General features: G+C 61.8%; 14 protein-coding genes and 2 pseudogenes. 4 read left to right on the forward strand and 12 right to left on the reverse strand.

Annotation, left to right across the window (positions count from 1 at the left end; all coding sequences use genetic code 11):
* The 5 genes from ACWPVA_RS00455 to ACWPVA_RS00475 form a co-directional block, all read right to left on the reverse strand.
* Positions 1–1,089: an ABC transporter ATP-binding protein gene (locus ACWPVA_RS00455; protein ID WP_454285792.1), complete on the reverse strand. Its 1,089-nt coding sequence runs from the start codon at positions 1,087–1,089 to the stop codon at positions 1–3.
* 8 nt (positions 1,090–1,097) lie between these two features.
* Positions 1,098–1,943: a carbohydrate ABC transporter permease gene (locus tag ACWPVA_RS00460; protein ID WP_454285793.1), complete on the reverse strand. Its 846-nt coding sequence runs from the start codon at positions 1,941–1,943 to the stop codon at positions 1,098–1,100.
* A gap of 3 nt (positions 1,944–1,946) precedes the next feature.
* Positions 1,947–2,822, reverse strand: coding sequence for a carbohydrate ABC transporter permease (locus ACWPVA_RS00465; protein WP_454285794.1), 876 nt, complete (start codon positions 2,820–2,822; stop codon positions 1,947–1,949).
* 119 nt (positions 2,823–2,941) lie between these two features.
* Positions 2,942–4,471: an extracellular solute-binding protein gene (locus tag ACWPVA_RS00470; protein WP_454285795.1), complete on the reverse strand. Its 1,530-nt coding sequence runs from the start codon at positions 4,469–4,471 to the stop codon at positions 2,942–2,944.
* A gap of 50 nt (positions 4,472–4,521) precedes the next feature.
* The gene (locus ACWPVA_RS00475) at positions 4,522–5,565 is read right to left on the reverse strand and encodes an NAD(P)-dependent alcohol dehydrogenase (protein ID WP_454285796.1); all 1,044 of its coding nucleotides are present in this window, start codon (positions 5,563–5,565) and stop codon (positions 4,522–4,524) included.
* A gap of 290 nt (positions 5,566–5,855) precedes the next feature.
* Between ACWPVA_RS00475 and ACWPVA_RS00480 the strand changes: the two genes are divergently transcribed.
* Positions 5,856–7,730, forward strand: a complete 1,875-nt coding sequence (locus tag ACWPVA_RS00480; RefSeq protein ID WP_454285797.1) for a sigma-54-dependent Fis family transcriptional regulator — start codon at positions 5,856–5,858, stop codon at positions 7,728–7,730.
* Positions 7,731–8,006: 276 nt separating this feature from the next.
* Positions 8,007–8,281: pseudogene (locus ACWPVA_RS00485) on the forward strand (transposase); the annotation flags it as partial.
* 238 nt (positions 8,282–8,519) lie between these two features.
* Here the strand turns inward: ACWPVA_RS00485 and ACWPVA_RS00490 are convergent.
* Entirely contained in the window at positions 8,520–9,572 is a 1,053-nt protein-coding gene (locus tag ACWPVA_RS00490; protein ID WP_454285798.1) for an IS110 family transposase, read from the reverse strand.
* A 64-nt stretch (positions 9,573–9,636) separates the two neighbouring features.
* Between ACWPVA_RS00490 and ACWPVA_RS00495 the strand changes: the two are divergent.
* Positions 9,637–10,587: pseudogene (locus tag ACWPVA_RS00495) on the forward strand (IS3 family transposase); the annotation flags it as partial.
* Here ACWPVA_RS00495 and ACWPVA_RS00500 read toward each other — a convergent pair.
* From ACWPVA_RS00500 to ACWPVA_RS00525, 6 genes are all read right to left on the reverse strand, one after another.
* On the reverse strand, positions 10,562–11,347 hold the full coding sequence (locus ACWPVA_RS00500; protein ID WP_454285799.1) for an ABC transporter permease: 786 nt from the start codon (positions 11,345–11,347) through the stop codon (positions 10,562–10,564). The pseudogene ACWPVA_RS00495 and the gene ACWPVA_RS00500 overlap by 26 nt on opposite strands.
* Positions 11,348–11,349: 2 nt before the next feature.
* Complete coding sequence (locus ACWPVA_RS00505; RefSeq protein ID WP_454285800.1) at positions 11,350–12,528, reverse strand: ABC transporter permease; 1,179 nt, start codon at positions 12,526–12,528, stop codon at positions 11,350–11,352.
* Positions 12,525–13,604, reverse strand: a complete 1,080-nt coding sequence (locus tag ACWPVA_RS00510; RefSeq protein WP_454285801.1) for an ABC transporter ATP-binding protein — start codon at positions 13,602–13,604, stop codon at positions 12,525–12,527. The genes ACWPVA_RS00505 and ACWPVA_RS00510 overlap by 4 nt, the downstream gene beginning before the upstream one ends.
* Before the next feature lie 85 nt (positions 13,605–13,689).
* Positions 13,690–14,730 (reverse strand): ABC transporter substrate-binding protein, encoded by a 1,041-nt coding sequence (locus ACWPVA_RS00515; protein WP_454289492.1) that lies wholly within the window; start codon positions 14,728–14,730, stop codon positions 13,690–13,692.
* Positions 14,731–14,936: 206 nt separating this feature from the next.
* Positions 14,937–15,677 carry an SDR family NAD(P)-dependent oxidoreductase gene (locus ACWPVA_RS00520; protein WP_454285802.1) on the reverse strand — a complete coding sequence of 247 codons (741 nt, stop codon included), beginning with the start codon at positions 15,675–15,677 and terminating at the stop codon, positions 14,937–14,939.
* Between the two features lie 74 nt (positions 15,678–15,751).
* On the reverse strand, positions 15,752–16,432 hold the full coding sequence (locus tag ACWPVA_RS00525; protein WP_454285803.1) for a GntR family transcriptional regulator: 681 nt from the start codon (positions 16,430–16,432) through the stop codon (positions 15,752–15,754).
* Between the two features lie 170 nt (positions 16,433–16,602).
* On the opposite strand from ACWPVA_RS00525, the gene ACWPVA_RS00530 reads away from it, so the two are divergent.
* Positions 16,603–17,649, forward strand: coding sequence for a phosphotransferase (locus ACWPVA_RS00530; RefSeq protein ID WP_454285804.1), 1,047 nt, complete (start codon positions 16,603–16,605; stop codon positions 17,647–17,649).
* The last annotated feature ends 1 nt before the right edge of the window (position 17,650 follow it).

Consider the following 17,650-nt stretch of genomic DNA (forward strand, 5'->3'; position numbering starts at 1 on the left):
TCAATCCTTCTGGCCGGAGACGCTTCTGCGGGGCGGGGCGGCAATCAGCGTGCCCGTGGTCGCATCGAAGGCGTAGAAGCGCGCGCTGTCCGGGGTGAAACCGATCCTGTCGCCTGGCTGAAACAGATGCACGCCCTCCTCCTCCAGCACGAGATTGCGCCCGTCCAGATCGAGATGCAGCACGGTCAGCGAGCCGTTGACCTCGGCAAGCGCCACGACCGCCGAAAAATCCCCGCCGAGCGCCAGGTCCGTCGCCCTGAGGCCGAACGTGTAGCGATCCGGCGCAAGCGTGGAAAAATGCGCCGGCAGCGGCGTTTCGAACGATGGCCCGAGGATCATCCGGCCGCCCGCGATTTCGCCTTCGAGCAGGTTCATCGGCGGATCGTTGAAAACCTGCGCCGCGATCGTGTTGGCGGGATAGTGGAAGACGTCGCGATAGTCGCCCGTCTGGATCGCCTTGCCCTCGTGCAGGATGATGACATGCCCCTGCAGGATCATCGCCTCGGCCGGTTCGGTCGTCGCATAGACGACCAGGCGGTCTCTGCTGTCGCGGAAGATGCGTCGGAACTCGTCGCGCAATTGTTCGCGCAGCTTGTAGTCCAGATTGACCAGCGGCTCGTCGAGCAGCAGGAAATCGGTATCCTTTACCAGCGCCCGGGCAAGCGCCACGCGCTGCTGCTGGCCGCCGGAAAGCTCCGCCGGGCGCCGGTCGAGATAGGGGCGCAGGCCGAGCAGGTCGCTCACATAGGTGAGTTTCGCCTCGATTTCGGACGGCGTGCATCCAGCCCGCCTCAGCGGAAAGACGATATTGTCGCGCACGTTCAGGTGCGGATAATTGACGAACTGCTGGTAGACCATGCCGACCCGGCGCTTCCACGCGGGGATATTCAGGAGATCGACCCCGTCGCGCACGAGACTGCCGGAGCGTACTGCCTGCAGCCCGGCCAGTACCTTGAGAAAGGTCGTCTTGCCGGAGAGCGTGCGGCCGATGACGGTGACGACGCCTGATGCCGGCAGTTCGACGTCCAGCCCGTCGAGATGGATGGCGTTGCCGTCGGCCACGGTCAGATTGCGGATTGCGTAGGTCATCATAACTCCTATTTGCGTGCGCCGGCGAGGCTGCCTTTTTCAAGGTAGCGCTCCACCAGGAAGGCGACCACGATCAGGGGCGCCACCGAGACCAGTGCCGAGGCGGAAAGGCTCCACCATGGTGTCACCGAGGAATTCAGCGAGACGATCGCCACGGGCAGCAACTGCGTCTCGGTGAAGGTCAACGTGAAGGCGAAGAAGAAGTCGTTCCAGCCGAAGACGATGCAGAAGATACCGGCGACCACGAGGCCGGGCAGCGAATTCGGCAGGATCACCCGCCAGAAGGTCTCGATCGGCGTGCAGCCGTCGATCATCGCCGTCTCGTCGAGCTCGCGCGGAATATTGTTGAAGAAGTCGACCATCACCCAGACGGCGATTGGCAGGAGCAGGGCGATGTAGACGATGACCAGACCGAGGATCGTGTCGAGCAGGCCGAAGAGACCGAGCATCAGGAAGAACGGGATGGCCAGAACCACCGGCGGCATGATCCGCTGCGAGACGAAGAAGAAGGTGAGGTCGTTGTTGCCGATCGGCCCCGCCTTGTAGACGAAGCGGGACAATCCGTAGGCGGCGAACGTACCGAGGATCAGGCTGATCGCGCTGGCCGACAGCGTGACGATCATGCTTGCGGCGAACGGCTGGACGATGTCGATGCTGCCGGCTCCTGATCCGAACAGACCCTTCCAGGCGGCGAGCGAAGGCTCGTAGTCGACATAGGGCAGATAGGTCGGCCCGGCGGTAACCCCGTTGGCGGTCTTGAACGAGGTTGTCAGCGCCCACAGGAAGGGCGCGATGACGAAGGCGCTCCATCCGAGGATCGCCGCCGTCTTGATGATGCGAAAGAGGCGCGGCATGGATCAGGCTCCCGATTTGACGAGGTATCTGGCGAGAAGCTTGGCGATGATCGTCAAGAGCACGATCATGATCACCAGATAGGTGATCGACAGCGCCGCCGCGTAGCCGATCTGGAAGTCGCGCAGACCCCGGATGAAGATGTAGTAGCTTGAGGTTTCCGTGGCCGTGCCAGGCCCGCCGGACGTGACGACGTAGATCGTTTCCATGATTTTCGAGGCTTCGATCAGACGGATGATGACCGCGCCCGCCGAGATCGGTGCCATGGCCGGAAAGGTCACGTTGAAGAAGGTCCGGATCGGTCCGGCGCCATCGATCGCGGCAGCCAGGAACGGCTCCTTCGGCAGCGACAGCAGGCCGGCCATCAGCAGCAGGAACATGAACGGCGTCCACTGCCAGACGTCGACGAGTATGACGACCACCGTCGCCCAGCCGGCGCTTGTCAGCCAGGCGATATTTCCAATGCCGAGAATCTGCATCAGGTCATTGGCCGGCCCGAGGGATTCGTGGAAGATCGTGCGCCAGATTACGGCCATGACCACTGGTGTCGTCATCATCGGAATGAGAAACAGGACGCGCGTCAGCCGCCTCAGCCGCACCTGATGCCAGACGAGCAGAGCAAGCGCGAAGGCGATGACATATTCGAGCAGCACGCAGGCCGTAGCGATGAAGCCGAGCCGGACGAGGGATTCCCAGAAGCGGGCATCGCTAAAGATGCGTCCGTAGTTGCCGCCTCCGATGAAGTTCAGGCCGGGGCTTGCGGCATCCCATCCCGAAAAACTCACGCGGATGGTGAAGATCAGCGGAAACAGGATGATCGCCAGCAGGGTGAGGAGTCCCGGCAGCAGGAAGAAAAGTTTGTAGCGCGACAGCCCATACACGCGGTTCGTTCCTTCAGTTTACGGCCACATCCGCCCCGGTCGAAGGACACGGGACAAAAGCCTTCTCCACGGTAAGGGGCGCACCGCTTACGATGCGCCCCCTTTCGACGGTCCTGGAGTTACTGGTTGTCTTCCAGAGCGACGACGCGGCCATAGGCCTCGCGCACCTTGTCGACGCCGATCCGGTCGACGATCTCCTTCCACTCCTTGGCCACCTGGTCCAGCGCTGCCTGCGGTGTCGCCTGACCGGCGATCGCCGAGGCGACTCCCGTTGCCATGGAGGTCATGAACTGGTTTACGCCCGGAACGCGAAGGTCGAAGACACGGTTCTGGCTGGTGTCCATGCCCGACAGCGTTTCGACGTAGCTCTTGGCAAGATCGGCATCCCAGCCGAGCTTGTCGGTCCATAGCGCTGGATCGAAATGGCTGGTGCGGTAGGGATTGACGCCGAAACGGCCGACCTGCAGGTCGGACAGTGTGTTGGCTTCGTTGGAGAAGAAGCACAGATAGTCGAAGGCCATGTCCTGGTTCTTCGACTTGGCCGACACCGCCGAGGTCCAGCCCCAGGTGATGTAGGGCGCGCGGTTCGGCTCCTCGAACTTGTCCCACTGCTTGGTCTTGCGGTTCCAGACCTCGCGGGCGCCCGGCAGAGGCGCCGCGGCCACCTTGTTGCGGATCGGGCTGTCGGCCTGCTGCGCCTGGACGAAGGCATCGTCCCAGGAATAGCTCATCAGCGACTGGCCGCCGCCGAAGGCGAAGATCTCGTCGCCGAGGCCGAAATTGGCGCCGCCCGGCGCCCAGTCCTTCGAGGCCGCGACGAACAGCTCAAGGCCGCGCACGAAGCCGGGCGAATTGATCAGCGGCTCCATGGTTTCGAGGTCGAAGAAGAAGCCGCCCTTGACGTTCGGGTTCTTGGCATAGGGTGCCGCGCGGCTGATGAAGGCCGAGAACATCAGGTCGTCGCGCTTGGCGACTTCAGCCGAGCCGAAATTGGGATTGCCGTCGCCGTCCCAGTCCCAGCCGGAAAAGACCTTGGCGACTTCGTTATATTCTTCCCAGGTGGCGGGCACGGTCAGGTCGCGGCCGGTCGCTTCCTTGAACTTCGCCTGCATCTCCGGGTTTTCGAACATGTCGGCGCGGTACTTCAGATAGTGCCGGTCACCGTCGATCGGATATTGCACCATCTGGTCCCCCCACTTGGCGACGTCGATGTAGTTGCGGGTGACATCCTTCATGCCGGTCGACTCGCGATAGGCATCCGGAACGGGGGCCAGGAAGGGGTTGAGGTCGCCGATCCATAGAGAGCCGTAGAACAGCACGTCATAGGCATTCTGCCCCGTCTGGAACGGAATCAGGATGCGCTGGAACAGGTCCCCGAACGGTACATGCACGACGCTCACCTTGGCGCCGGTCAGTTCCTCGAACTGTTTGGCGTGGAGCGCAGTCGGCTCGCCGATCACCGGAACGGCATGGGTGATGATGTTGAGCGTGCGGCCGGAATAGTCCTTGGCGTCGATCGCCTCGTAGGAGCAGGTTCCCGGCAGGTCGGCCGGAATGCCGAAGCGGCTGTAGTCCGCCGCCATGGCGGGTGCCGCGGCGGCCGCCAGCGCAAGCGTGCTGGCGGTCAGAAGCAATGTCTTCAATGTCATGTTTCTCTCTCCCAGGTTTAAAATCCTTGCCGGCGAAAGCCGGCTCCTCATCAAGGAATAAGCACCGCGCGGCCGTGAATCTTGCCGTGGTGAAGGTCGAGTAGGGCGCGGTTGGCATCGGCCAGCCGGTATTCCGCCGTTGCCAGGTGGACCTTGCCCTGATCGGCAAGCGCCATGAGTTCGACCAGTTCGGGATAGGTGCCGACGAGATTGCCGACGATCCGTTTTTCCGACGTGATCATGTCGATGGTCGGGATCTCGAGCTTTCCCCCATAGCCGACGATGTAGTAGGCGCCGTCGTTGCGGGTCATGGCGAGCCCCTCCAGGATCGCACTGCCTTCGCCGACGAAATCGATGACGGCCTCGGCGCCCCATCCGCCGGTCAATGCGAGCACCTTGTCGACCTGTTCGCCATTGGCGAGCACCAGTTCGTCGGCGCCGCACTTGGCAGCAAGCTCAAGCGCTTCCTTCGAGCGGTCGACGGCGATGACCTTCGCCGCACAGAGCGATTTCAGCACCTGGACGCCGATATGACCGAGGCCGCCGACGCCGATCACCACGGCATATTGTCCGGGCAGAAGGTGCTGGGCGGCCTTCTTGCAGGCTCGGTAGGCGGTGAGGCCGGCATCGGTGTAGGGCGCCACATCCTTCGGCGCGAGCGTCTTCGGCAGCTTGATCAGCGAGCGTGCGCCGGTCTGCAGATATTCGGCATAGCCGCCATTGGTATTGATTCCGGGAAAGGAGCTTTCCTCGGCATGCATGTCATTGCCGCGCCGGCAGGCGAGGCAATGGCCCGACGTGACCAGCGGATGGCAGATCACCGCGTCGCCCGGCTTGAAGTGCGTAACGCCCGCACCGACTTCCTCAACCCATCCGGCATTTTCGTGCCCCATGATATAGGGCAGCTGGACATCGGAATTGTTGCGCCACAGACCTTCGATGACGTGCAGGTCGGTGCGGCAGACGCCCGCCCCGCCGATACGCACGATCACATCGTTTGGCCCCTCGATACGGGGATCGGGCACATCCTCGTAGACTACGAATTCGCTCTTCTCGAGCTTCTCGTCATATTCGTGCAGAACTGCTGCCTTCATTCCAAAGCCTCCTCACTCGGCGTATTGTCTTTCCGTCTTTCTCATTGCAGTTGCCGTGCCAACTGCCTGTTCACCTGAAAGAAATAAGTGAAATCAAAGAGATGAGGTTTTGGTGCAGTGCGCTCGCGGCAGCGCATGATGTTCAGGCCCACAACAGCGGCAGGGCTTCACGTGTTCAAATCATGAACACTTGCCAGCGGCAGCGAAAATTGGTCCACTAAGACCCGGACAAGAAGGGACAAAACCCTTGAAAAGCCTGAGGAGAGGCGCTGTCCGGGGGGAACAGACAGATGCTTTCACGGACTGAGCGCCTGAAGAGGCTCAGGATCACGTTGATGCAGGGTGGACAGGTCGACGGCAATCTCGTCAATCCGCAGATCGCCGAGAGTTGGCAGCGCTGCATCGAATCCGGGCTCGATCCTCGGGTGACGCCGCCGCCGATCCAGATCGGCACGCGGGAGCTCAAGCAGTTGCGCGAGCGCGATGAACTGACCCATCGCTTCGCCGTGGCCGAAATGCATTCGCTCTATCAGCAGATCGCCGGGAGCAATTTCCTGATCGCCTTCGGCAATGCCGAAGGAACGGTGCTCGATACCATCGCCGATGGCGACTTCCAGTCCAGCAGACCGGGTCGAGGGATCGTGCCGGGCGCCGTGTGGAAGGAAAGCCTGCGCGGCACCAATGCTCTGGGAACCTGCGCGGCCGGTCGCCAGCCGCTGATCGTTCACGGCGAGGAACACTTCTTTGCCGCCTATTCCGATGTCAGCTGCTTTGCCGCGCCGATCCTGCATTCCGACGGTGAACTTGCCGGCGTGCTCGACGCCTCGTCCGATTGCAGCGCGCGCCACAGCCACACCCTGGCGCTGATGCGCATGGCCGCCACCCATATCGAGAACTCGCTGTTTCTCGCCCAGCAGGAGAAGCACATCGTCGTGCTGTTTCATTCCCGCTGGGAACTGCTGAATTCGGTCAGCGGCGGGCTTGTCTCGTTCGATGCCAATGGACGGCTGGTGGCGGTCAACAAACGTGCACGGGAGATCCTGCGCGGTATCCCGCTGCGCCCCGGCACGGAATTCAACGCCATCTTCGACACTCCGTTCGATCTGGCTCTGGCGGAGATGTCGAACAGCCGGCAGCCGACGCTGCGCGATGGTTTCGGCAGCCGTTACGCTGTCCACTGGCGCAATCGCCACAGTTTCGAGAGGCGCTTGCCCCAGGCCGGAAAAACAGCCAGCGCCAACACGGCCAGCGGTCGTCTGCTACCCTCGACGAAGCCCGACTTCGTCGCCAACGACGCCGTCGTGCGCCAGCAACTGGACAAGATAGCCCGCGCCGTCCGCTTCAGACCGCCCTTCCTGATCCGCGGCGAAAGTGGCACCGGCAAGGAAATGCTGGCCCGGCATATCCACAAGGCAAGCGGGCGCCAGGGTAGCTTCATCGCCGTCAATTGCGGCGCGCTGCCCGAGCATCTGCTGGAGGCCGAACTCTTCGGCTATGTCGGCGGCGCCTTCACCGGAGCCCAGCGCACGGGCGCCGAGGGACTGGCCGTCGCCGCTGATCGCGGCACGCTTTTCCTCGACGAGATCGGCGACATGCCGCTGTCGAGCCAGGTGGCGCTGTTGCGCTTCCTCGACAGTTCCGAGGTCCGCCCGGTCGGCAGCCATCAGGTGCGCAAGGTCGATACGCAGATCGTCGCTGCCACCAATGTCGACCTCGAGGAGGCGATCGCCACCAAGCGCTTCAGGGAGGATCTGTTCTATCGCCTTGGCGTCATTCGTCTGGAGCTACCGGCGCTGCGCGACCGAACCGATTTCGGCGCCGTGCTCGACCGCATGCTGGCGGAGATTTCGCCGGGGATGCAGATCGATCCCGCCGCTGCGACGCTGATGGCGGCATTCGGCTGGCGCGGAAACATGCGCGAACTGCGGTCCGCCCTGCTGCAACTGGTGATGGCCGCAGACGGAAACCGGATTGCACCTTCTGATGTTCTCGATTTGCTCGGCCACCCAGGAGTAGGCATCGGCCGCCAGACCCATTCCCTGCGCACCAAGATCGGCCGGGAAGTCACCGAGATGCTGCGCAGCAACGGAAACAACATCAGCTTAACGGCACGGACGCTCGGCGTCTCACGCAACACCGTCTACAAATACGCCAGAAACCCATAAGGGCAGGGGGGAAACAGCGCGGCTCTGTTCCGTAAATAAGCTTATCTCGCAAAATGCCCGACTAACCGCCACTTAAGTGAGGTTCCGTACAAGCCTCCGTGCAATCAGGCCCCCGCAACCAAAAATTATCGCGTATCAAACGCTTATCCGCCGCCCTCCGGGGCGGCGTTTGCGTTTGCACCGTTCGTGGAAGCTGACCTGAGCTGACCTGATGACCTGAGCCCCTGATCTTCCTCCAGATTTTGGTAAAGTCCGTCACAACAAGGAGACGGACGAATGAAGCGTTCACGGTTCACGGAAGAACAGATCATCGGGATATTGAAGGAGCAGGGTGAGCCTTGGCGAACGGTGCGAAGACGGTTGATGTCTGCCGCAAGCACGGCATCTCGGATGCAACCTTCTACAAATACAAGGCCAAATTTGGCGGCATGGACGTGTCGGAGGCCAAGCGGCTGAAGACTCTTGAGGACGAGAACGCCAAGCTGAAGCGGCTTCTGGCTGACGCGATGCTCGACAATGCGGCTTTGAAGGACCTGTTGGGAAAGAATGTATGGTCCGCCTCGCCCGTGCAAGGGTACGAGACATCGTGAGCGACGATTCCAGTTGCATAAATGTATCCGGCCTCTCGCGAGTGAGCTGCGGTTGCAGCCAGGCCATGATGAGATCCGCACACGCCGTTCCCAATAAATGGTTCGGGCACGAAGCCCGCTTTTTTGCACGGGGCTTACGGCATGTTGATCCACTGTTTCGTCATCACTATTCCCGAGCCTTGCAATCGAACCAGGACCATCAGGCGAAGGCAGGATCTCTGCGCTCGTAGAGTGCTCCCGGTTTGGTCAGGACGACCCAGACGATCCGGGCCATTTTGGCGGCAAGTGCGACAACAGCTTTGTTAGGGTGCATTCGGGCTTGAAGACCGTCCAGCCAGCCTCCCAGCCGATCCTTTGTTCGGTCGAGGTGTCGGAAGCAGGATCGCGCACCATGGACAAGCAGTTTACGGACATAGCGGTTGCCTCGCTTGCTGATCCCGAGAAGCTTCTGCTTCCCTCCGGTCGAGTACTCCCGCGGCACAAGGCCTAACCATGCGGCCAGATCACGCGCTTTCCGGAACTGTCTGCCGCTTCCAATAGCAGCAAGAAGTGCAGTGGCTCCCAAGGCTCCAATGCCAGGAATTGTCATGAGCCGTCGTGCCACATCCTCGCGACTGGCGATCGCTTCGATCTCGCGCGTGACATCACCAATCCGCTTTGCCAACTGACGCAGATCGGCAAACAGTTCGCTGAGCAGTTTGCGCATTGCCGGCGAAAGATCGTTTGCCTGATCCTCAAGAGCCTCGGGCAGGTCGAGCTTGAACAGACCTGCGCCCTGTCGTAGCGCGACACCATATTCGAGGCAGAAAGCACGCATCTGGTTGATTAAGCGGGTTCGCGTGCCGATCATCTGGTCACGCACCCGGTGCAAGGCTTGAAGGTCGGCCTGTTCCTCAGTTTTCAGTGTAGCAAATCGCATCGTTGGTCGCGTGGCGGCCTCAGCGATTGCCTCCGCGTCGATGATGTCACTCTTGTTCGACTTAACGTAAGGTTTCACAAACTGGGCCGGTATCAGCCGTACCTTATGACCCATCGCCTGGATCTTCCTCGCAATCCACTGAGACCCTGCACAAGATTCCATCCCGACGATCGCTGATGCTGCCCGCTGGAAGAAATGAAGCAGCGTGTCCCGTCGAAACCGAACCCGCTGGATGACCGTACCGTCGCTCCCCAACGCGACGACGTGGAAGATGTTTTTACCAATATCAATCCCATAGACCGCCGCGGGACGCGGCACATTGCGTTGTGGCATTGCAACCTCCTTTGGTTTGACCGCCTCATGATGCGGCAGGAGGACGAGGCGGACCATCCCATTTGTGGTGACGCCCGATGTGAAGCGGGATGCGGTGGCTCACGTCTGTGTGCAACATGGGATGAGCCAGCGTCGGGCGTGCGAGGTTCTGTCGGTGGATCGGTCGAGCATGCGATATCGCAGCGTTCGGCCTGACGATGCGGCCATTCGGGAGGCGATGAAGAAGGTGGCATCCGAACGCCGCCGCTTCGGCTATCGGCGCATCCACGTGTTGCTCAAACGCCAGGGGATCTTCATGAACCTGAAGAAGCTTCGGCGTCTCTACCGCGAGGAGAAGCTGACGGTGCGCAAGCGTGGCGGCCGAAAGCGGGCCTTGGGCACGAGACGTCCCCTGGCTTTGCCGTCGCGTCCGGGCGAGCGCTGGAGCCTGGACTTCGTCAGCGATGCCTTCACCGACGGTCGCCGCTTTCGGGTCCTGGCCGCCGTCGACGACTTCACCCGCGAATGCCTGTGCCTGGTCGCCGATACATCCCTGTCAGGCGCTCGGCTTGCCCGCGAGTTGGACAGTCTCATCGCCAGACGGGGAAAGCCGAGGACGATTGTCTCGGACATCGGCACGGAGATGACCAGCATGGCCATCCTCAAATGGTGCCAGGAAGCAAAGGTCGAATGGCACTACATCGCCCCAGGCAAGCCAATGCAGAACGGCTTCGTCGAAAGCTTTAACGGCAGCTTCCGTGACGAGTGCCTGAACGAGACGCTGTTCTCGTCGCTCACTCAGGCCCGCGCCGCCATCACCGCATGGAAGGAGGATTACAACAGGAACAGACCCCACTCGTCGCTGGGCAATATCACCCCCAGCGAATTCGCAATGAAAATGGCTATGGAAAACAGGCCGCATGAGGCCAGATTGAAAACCCAAGACTCTCCCGAAAAATGGAGGGAAAGTGGGTCTCAGGTCAAGCGACGAACCGGCACGTCGGTGTTGATCACCCAGTGCGTTTCGCCAGCATAGATCTCGACAGCACCAGGATGAGCCCGATGATCACCGTTGCTGCAATGAAGAGGAAGGCGGCCGCGGCGATCGCGGGGCTGATGTTCTCGCGGATCGAGGAAAACATCTGCCGCGCTAGCGTGCGCTGGTTGGGGCCGGCAACGAAAAGCGTCAGCACCACCTCGTCGAGCGAAGTGGCAAAGGCAAGCACCGCGCCGGACAGAACGCCGGGCATGGCAAGCGGCAGCGTGACGCGGCGAAAGACCGTCGACGGCGAAGCGCCGAGGCTCTGGGCGGCCAGTTCCACACGCTCGTCGATTCCCGCGAGCGCCCCGGTGACGCTGACCACCACGAAGGGGACGGCGACGACGGTATGAGCGATGATCACCCCAAGATAGCTGTTGGTGAGGCCAAACCCCGACAGCAGTACCTGCATCCCGACACCGAGCACGACGGCCGGCACGACCATCGGCAACAAGAAGAGCGTGCGGATTGAGCCACGGAAGAAAAGCAGCCGGTTACGCAGGCCGACCGAGGCCGCCGTGCCGAGCACGGTGGCCAGCAGCGTGGTGCCCGTACCGATGATCAGGCTGTTGACGATGGCCCGCCGCCAGGCATCGGCGAAGAACAGTTCCTCAAACCAACGCAGCGACCAGGAGGGGATCGGATAGGTGAGGATGACGCTCGAGGTGAAGGCGAGCGGCAGAATGGCGATCAGGGGCGCGACGAGGAAGAGGATGGCCAGCGTGGCGAAGGTCGCCTTGGCGATTTTCATCGGCATCGTCAGTGCCTCCCCGGCTCGTCGCGGGAGAGCCGCGCATAGACACTGTAGAGCAACAGCGTGGCGACAAGCAGAACGACACCCAGTGCGCCGGCCATTCCCCAGTTTGCCGAGCCCGTCGCATAGAAGGCGATGATGGACGAGATCATCTGGTCGCCCGGCCCGCCAATCAGCGCAGGCGTAATGTAATAGCCGATCGCCGAGATAAAGACGAGCAACCCGCCAGAGGCGACGCCGCGTAGGCTGAGCGGCAAGAGCACGCGCAGGAAGGCGCGAATCGGATGGGCGCCGAGCGATGCGGCGGCCGGCATCAGGTTCTTCGGAATGGTGATTAACACCGAATAGATCGGTAGGACCATGAAGGGCAGCAGCACATGGGTCATGGCGATGATGACACCGGTGCGGTTGAAGATCAGCGCGAGCGGCGAATTGACGATGCCGAGCGTCAGCAGGAGATCGTTGATCAGCCCCTTTTCCTGCAACAGGATGAACCAGGCTGCGGTCCGCACCAGGAGCGAGGTCCATAGCGGCAAGAGGACGGCGGCGAGCATCAGGTCGCGCTTCCAGCCGGTAAGCGAAGCGGCGATGATGGCATAGGGATAGCCGATGCAGGCGCAGGCGAAGGTGACTAGCGCGGCAATCCAGAAGGTGCGCAGGAGGATCACGCGGTTCACCGACTGCTCCGCCGGCAGGTGTTCGATCTCGCCCGCGGCATTACGCCCGAGATCCACGGCCGCGAGCAGGTTGCGGTCGGTATAGGGGGAGAGCGCGTTGGCAATCGCCAGCCAGAATTCCGGCCTCTCCCAGCGGTTGTCGATGGAAACGAGGTCGGTGGGCGGATTGGCGTTGTCGCTGATCGCACTCATCGTCTTGCCCATCAGCGTGCGGAAACCCGAACGGGCGCTGTTGAGGCGGCGCACCATGTCGCCAAGCGCCTGGTCGTCATCGACCGCCCTCAGGTCCTCGATCACCGCAGCCTGCATTTCCATTGTCGGTGGTGACGTGCGGTCCCAATCGGCGAGGACGTCGGCGCTGCGTGGCAGCAGGCGCAGCACGGCGGGATCGGAAACGGACTGCGACATCATGCTGAAAAGCGGCCACACGAAGAAGCCGATGAGGAAAAGCATAAGCGGCGCGAGCAGGAAAAGCGACCGCCCCGTGCGGGAGGAGGTTGCGCTCATGGCACGATGACCCGACAATCATCGGCCGCGAAGGTCGCAAAAACCTTGGTGCCGGGCGCGAATTCGCGCGAGCGTCGACCGAGCTTGGCAATCAGCGGGTGGATGGAGTTGTGCAACTGCACACGCAGGTGATCACCTTGGTAGACGGAATCGGTCACCTCCGTTTCCAGCACGTTGTGCGCCTCTCCCCGCGTCTCTGCAAGCTCCACCCGTTCCGGGCGAATGGAGAGAAGCACGGTCTGGCCGGAAGCGACACTGCCGGAAACAACCGAGATGATCTGTGCGCCGGACGGAAGCCGCACGACCGCTTCCTCTCCGTTCACTGATTCCACAACGGCTTCAAAGAGATTGGTCTCGCCGATGAACTCGGCGACGAAACGCGTCGCCGGCGCGTCATAGACCTCGCGCGGCGTGCCGATCTGCTCGATATTGCCCTTGTTGAAGACGGCAACCCGGTCCGACATGGTGAGTGCCTCGGACTGGTCGTGCGTAACGAAGACGATAGTAAGGCCGAGGCGACGGTGCAGGTCGCGGATGTCGAGTTGCATCTGCTCCCGCAAGTGCTTATCGAGCGCGCCGAGCGGCTCGTCCATCAGAACGACGCGCGGCTCGAAAACGAGGGCACGGGCCAGCGCCACGCGCTGCTGCTGACCGCCGGAGAGTTGGATGGGGCGCCGGTCGGAAAGGGCCGACATCTGAACCATGTCGAGCGCTCGCTTGACGCGCTCGCCGATCTCCCCCTTGCTGACGCCGCGCATCTGCAATGGAAAGGCGATGTTGTCGCCAACGGACATGTGGGGGAAAAGCGCGTAGCTTTGGAAGACGACGCCCATGTCCCGTTTGTGAGTAGGCACCGCGTTGATGGCCTTTCCATCAACCACGATGCTGCCCGAGGTCGGCTGCTCGAAGCCGGCGAGCATCATCAGGAGCGTCGTCTTGCCGGAACCGGACGGTCCGAGCAGGCTAACGAACTCGCCCTTGCCGATGCCGAGATCGAGGTCCTTGACCACGCAGAGCGGGCCGTAAAACTTGGTAATGCGGTCAAATCGAATGAATTCGGCCACGGAAGACTCCATCGCTTAAGGCGAAAGGTGCGCCCTACGGCATGCACCCGGCCATGCAGGGAAGGCGCTCGATGCGAGCGCCTTCCCCAGGATGTTCTTACTGGGCCAGCCAGGCGTTGAAGCGCTCAGTCAGCGTTTCCGCATTGTCGATCCAGAAGTCGACGTTGAGCGGAATGGCATCGGTCAGGTTTGCCGGATCGGTCGGCAGGTCCTTGGCAAACTCGGCCGGCACCTTCGCGGCCGCGTCCTTGTTCGGCAGGCCGTAAGCTACGAATTCGGGCAACTTTGACTGGTTCTCCGGAAGGCTGGCAAAGGCGATAAAGTCCTGTCCGGCATCCTTGTTCTCTGCATCCTTCAGCACGACCCAACTGTCGACGGCATAGATGGAGCCGGGAAAGACGACCTTGAGGTTCTTGCCTTCGGAACGGTTGATGCCGGTGATGCGACCATTGTAGGCGGAGGCCATGGTCACTTCGCCCGAAGCCAGAAACTGCAGCGGCTGGGCGCCGGATTCCCACCAGACGATGTGCGGCTTCAACTCATCGAGCTTCTTGAAGGCGCGTTCGACACCTTCGTCAGTGCTGAGCACGTCATAGAGCTCGTCCTTCGAAACGCCATCGGCAAGCAGCGCAAATTCCAGTGTGTATTTTGGTCCCTTGCGCAGCGAACGCTTGCCGGGGAACTTCTCGACGTTCCAGAAATCCGCCCAGGACGCCGGCCCCGCGGCCAGCTTGTCACCGTCATAGGCAATCGCTGTGGACCAGACGATGGCGCCGACCCCACAATCATTGACGGCGCTGTCGAGGAACTTGTCCTTGCCGCCCATCTTGTCCCAGTCGATCTTTTCGTAGAGGCCGTCGGAACAGCCGAGCGCCAGCTCTTCGGCTTCAACCTGCACGACATCCCAGTTCGGCGCGCCGGCCTTGACCTTCGACTGGATGACACCGATACCGCCGTCCCAGGCTTCATCAAGCACAGGCTTTCCCAGTTTTTCCGAGAACGGCTTGAAGTAGATGTTGCGTTGGGCGTCCTGATAGTTGCCGCCCCACGAGACGACGGTCAGGTCGCGCGCGAGAGCCGGCGCAGCGAGGCTGGCCGACAGAACGACGGCGGCTGCTGTCCGGAAACCCGATTTCATGATTGTCTTCATGGCATTCCCCTTTTCTTCGTTGTGTTGAGCCGTTGCAGGCTCCGTGACGTAATCATCCAGGCCACCCGTCCATTCCTTTGCGGCTTTGGCAGCGGCCAGCTCGATCGTCACATCCTTTCCCCTGGACGTATCGACCGATTGATGCATTCCGGACATTGTCGGTCAACGGACATTTTTTGCCCTTTTGACCTTTGTCAGACGTGCTGCCCTCCATTGATGTGGATTTCGGCTCCATTGATGTAGGAGGACTGTTCGGAACAAAGGAAGTAGATGGTTTCCGCAACTTCGCGCGGTTCGCCCAATCTTCCCATTGGCACTTCAGCAGCGACCAGCGCATCGGTGCCGGGCGAAAGGATCGAGGTTTCGATCTCACCCGGCGCAATGGCATTGGCGCGCACGCCGCGTCGGCCGAACTCATGCGCCATTTCGCGCGTCAGCGACGCCAGTCCCGCCTTGGAAGCCGCATAGGCGACGCCGGCAAACGGATGAACGCGCGAACCGGCGATCGAGGTGACGTTGACGATCGAGCCCCTGGCAGCCTCGAGTTCCGGCATCAAGGTCCGGGCGATCAGCGCGGTCGAGACGAGGTTGACGTTAAGCACCTGCATCCAGACGCTCGCATCCGTTTCCATGACACCGAGCCGGCTCCTGTTCGGCCCTTTGGGCGAAATACCGGCATTGTTGACGAGCGCGTGCAGCTTGCCGTGCGGCAGCCGCTCCCGCACGGTCGCCGCAAGGCGGTCGATCTGCGAAAGATCCGCAAGATCGGCCTGTATGTGGCTTTCCCGGCCGGATGGCCAGGCGCATTCCTCGGAAAAGGGCTGGCGAGACACAGTGAGGACACGCCAGCCTTTCGATTGAAAAAGCTTCACCGTCGCATGCCCGATGCCGCGGCTTGCTCCCGTCAGCAGCATGTAGCGGCATTCATCGGTCATGCGGAATTCTCCTTGATGCTTGATACATCGTAATCCGCGGCGGATGAATTGCAAGCCCTCAGTTCTTGCCGCCGTCAGGCGCGGCGTGCGTCACGGTCCACGCCGCTTGCGATACGGTCAAGGATCGGCTTTCCGCCCAACAGGATGTCGTCGACGATCGCCATGGAGGCCGCAGCCGGATCGTGCCGCTTCAGCGCCTCGATGACCGGATAGTGATGGTCGATCATCGCCCGGCCGCCGGCGAGATAGGCGCCGGAAATATGCGGCCCCATCTGCAGCCAGAGCCGGCGCAAAATACTGGTGAGTACCGGAAGCCCGGCGATCGTTGGCAGCATGAAGTGGAAGGCCTGGTTGAGTTGCGTACCTCTCAGCCGATCCCCGTCCGAGATCGCGGCCTCGTTTTCGCGCACAATCTGCTCCAGAGCCTGGATATCCGCGCTTGTCGCCACCTGGGCAGCGGTTTCTGCGGCAAGGCCCTCCAGGCGGATGCGAATGGCGCGGATTTCACGGTAGCGTTCTTCGCTGAGGCCCGCGATGCGGATGTCGCGCGGCGAGCGGAAGGTGACGGCTTCGTCGTTGACCAGACGCAGGATGGCATCGCGGATCGGCGTGACACTGGTGCCGAATTGTTCGGCGAGATCCCGAATCTTCAGACGATCGCCGGGTTGGAAGCGACCCTGCATCAGCGCATCGCACAACGCGCCGTAAACGACGCTGTTGAGGTTGGCATATTCCAGTGTCGAAAACTCGGTCATGGAACCAATCCGCAAAATAAAGTGATAAGATACTTGATGCATCTTTTTTTGCATGTTTCAAGTATCGATAGCCGCCGGCATGTTCGACATAGACACGGATATGCCGGCCGGCGCTGGAAAATGCGGGAACGCTGGACGACCAGCGGGCAAACGCACGCAACGGAGAGATCATGACCGAGCAATCGGCCGCCAGGAAAACGGATTCGATGTCGGCGATATGGAGCGCCACGTCGCTCGACGATGCACAGGCCTCCGTTAGCGCCGTTTATGGCCTGAACGGCGCGGTGAAGCGCCTTTCCAGCGAGCGCGACGAGACCTTCCTCTTCACCGCCACGGACGGCACCGCCTTCATCCTGAAGATCGCCAATCCCGCCGAGGATCCGGCCACGCTGGACTTCCAGGACGGCGCACTGCTGCACCTTCAGGTCGCCGCCCCGACCGTACCCGTGCCCCGGCTGTTGCCCACCCTCGAAGGCAGAGCCAGCCACACCTTGTCCACGTCGGAAGGTCCGCGCATCATGCGCCTGCTCACGTTCCTCGACGGCGAGTTGCAATACCGCACGTCGGCCTCCGAGGCACAAAGCCGCAATGTCGGCCGGGCGCTGGCCGAACTCGGGCTTGGCCTTGAAAACTATGCCGGGCGCCCCCCCGAAGGAAAGCTGATGTGGGACATATCCCACACACCCGATCTTGCCGCGGTGGTCGACCACGTGGCCCCGGAGCGCCGCGCACAGGTTGAAGCGATTCTGGACGAATTCGAACTGTCGCTTCCGGCGATCGCCGCGCTCACGCGCCGGCAGATCATCCACAACGACTTTAACCCGCACAATATCCTGCTCGATCCGGTGGAGCCGACCAGGGTCGTCGGCATCATCGATTTCGGTGATATGGTGTATGCGCCGGTCGTCAACGACCTCGCCGTCGCTCTCTCCTATCATCTCGCGACCGACAACTGGGCCGCCCGCATCGGCGCCTTCCTCGAGGGCTTCCAGTCGGCGCGAGCGCTCGAGGAGGCCGAAATGGAGCTCCTGCCGCTTCTCACCCGGGCGCGCCTCGCCATGTCGATCATCATCGCCGAATGGCGCTCGGCCCGCTTCCCGGAAAATCGCGCCTACATCATGCGCAACCACGCCAGCGCCTGGCGCGGTCTGCAAAATACAGCCGATCTCACTGCGGCCGGGCTGAAGCGGCTCGTGCCCAACCTTTCCGAGGCCTGAT

The sequence above is a fragment of the Rhizobium arsenicireducens genome (genome assembly GCF_964021225.1).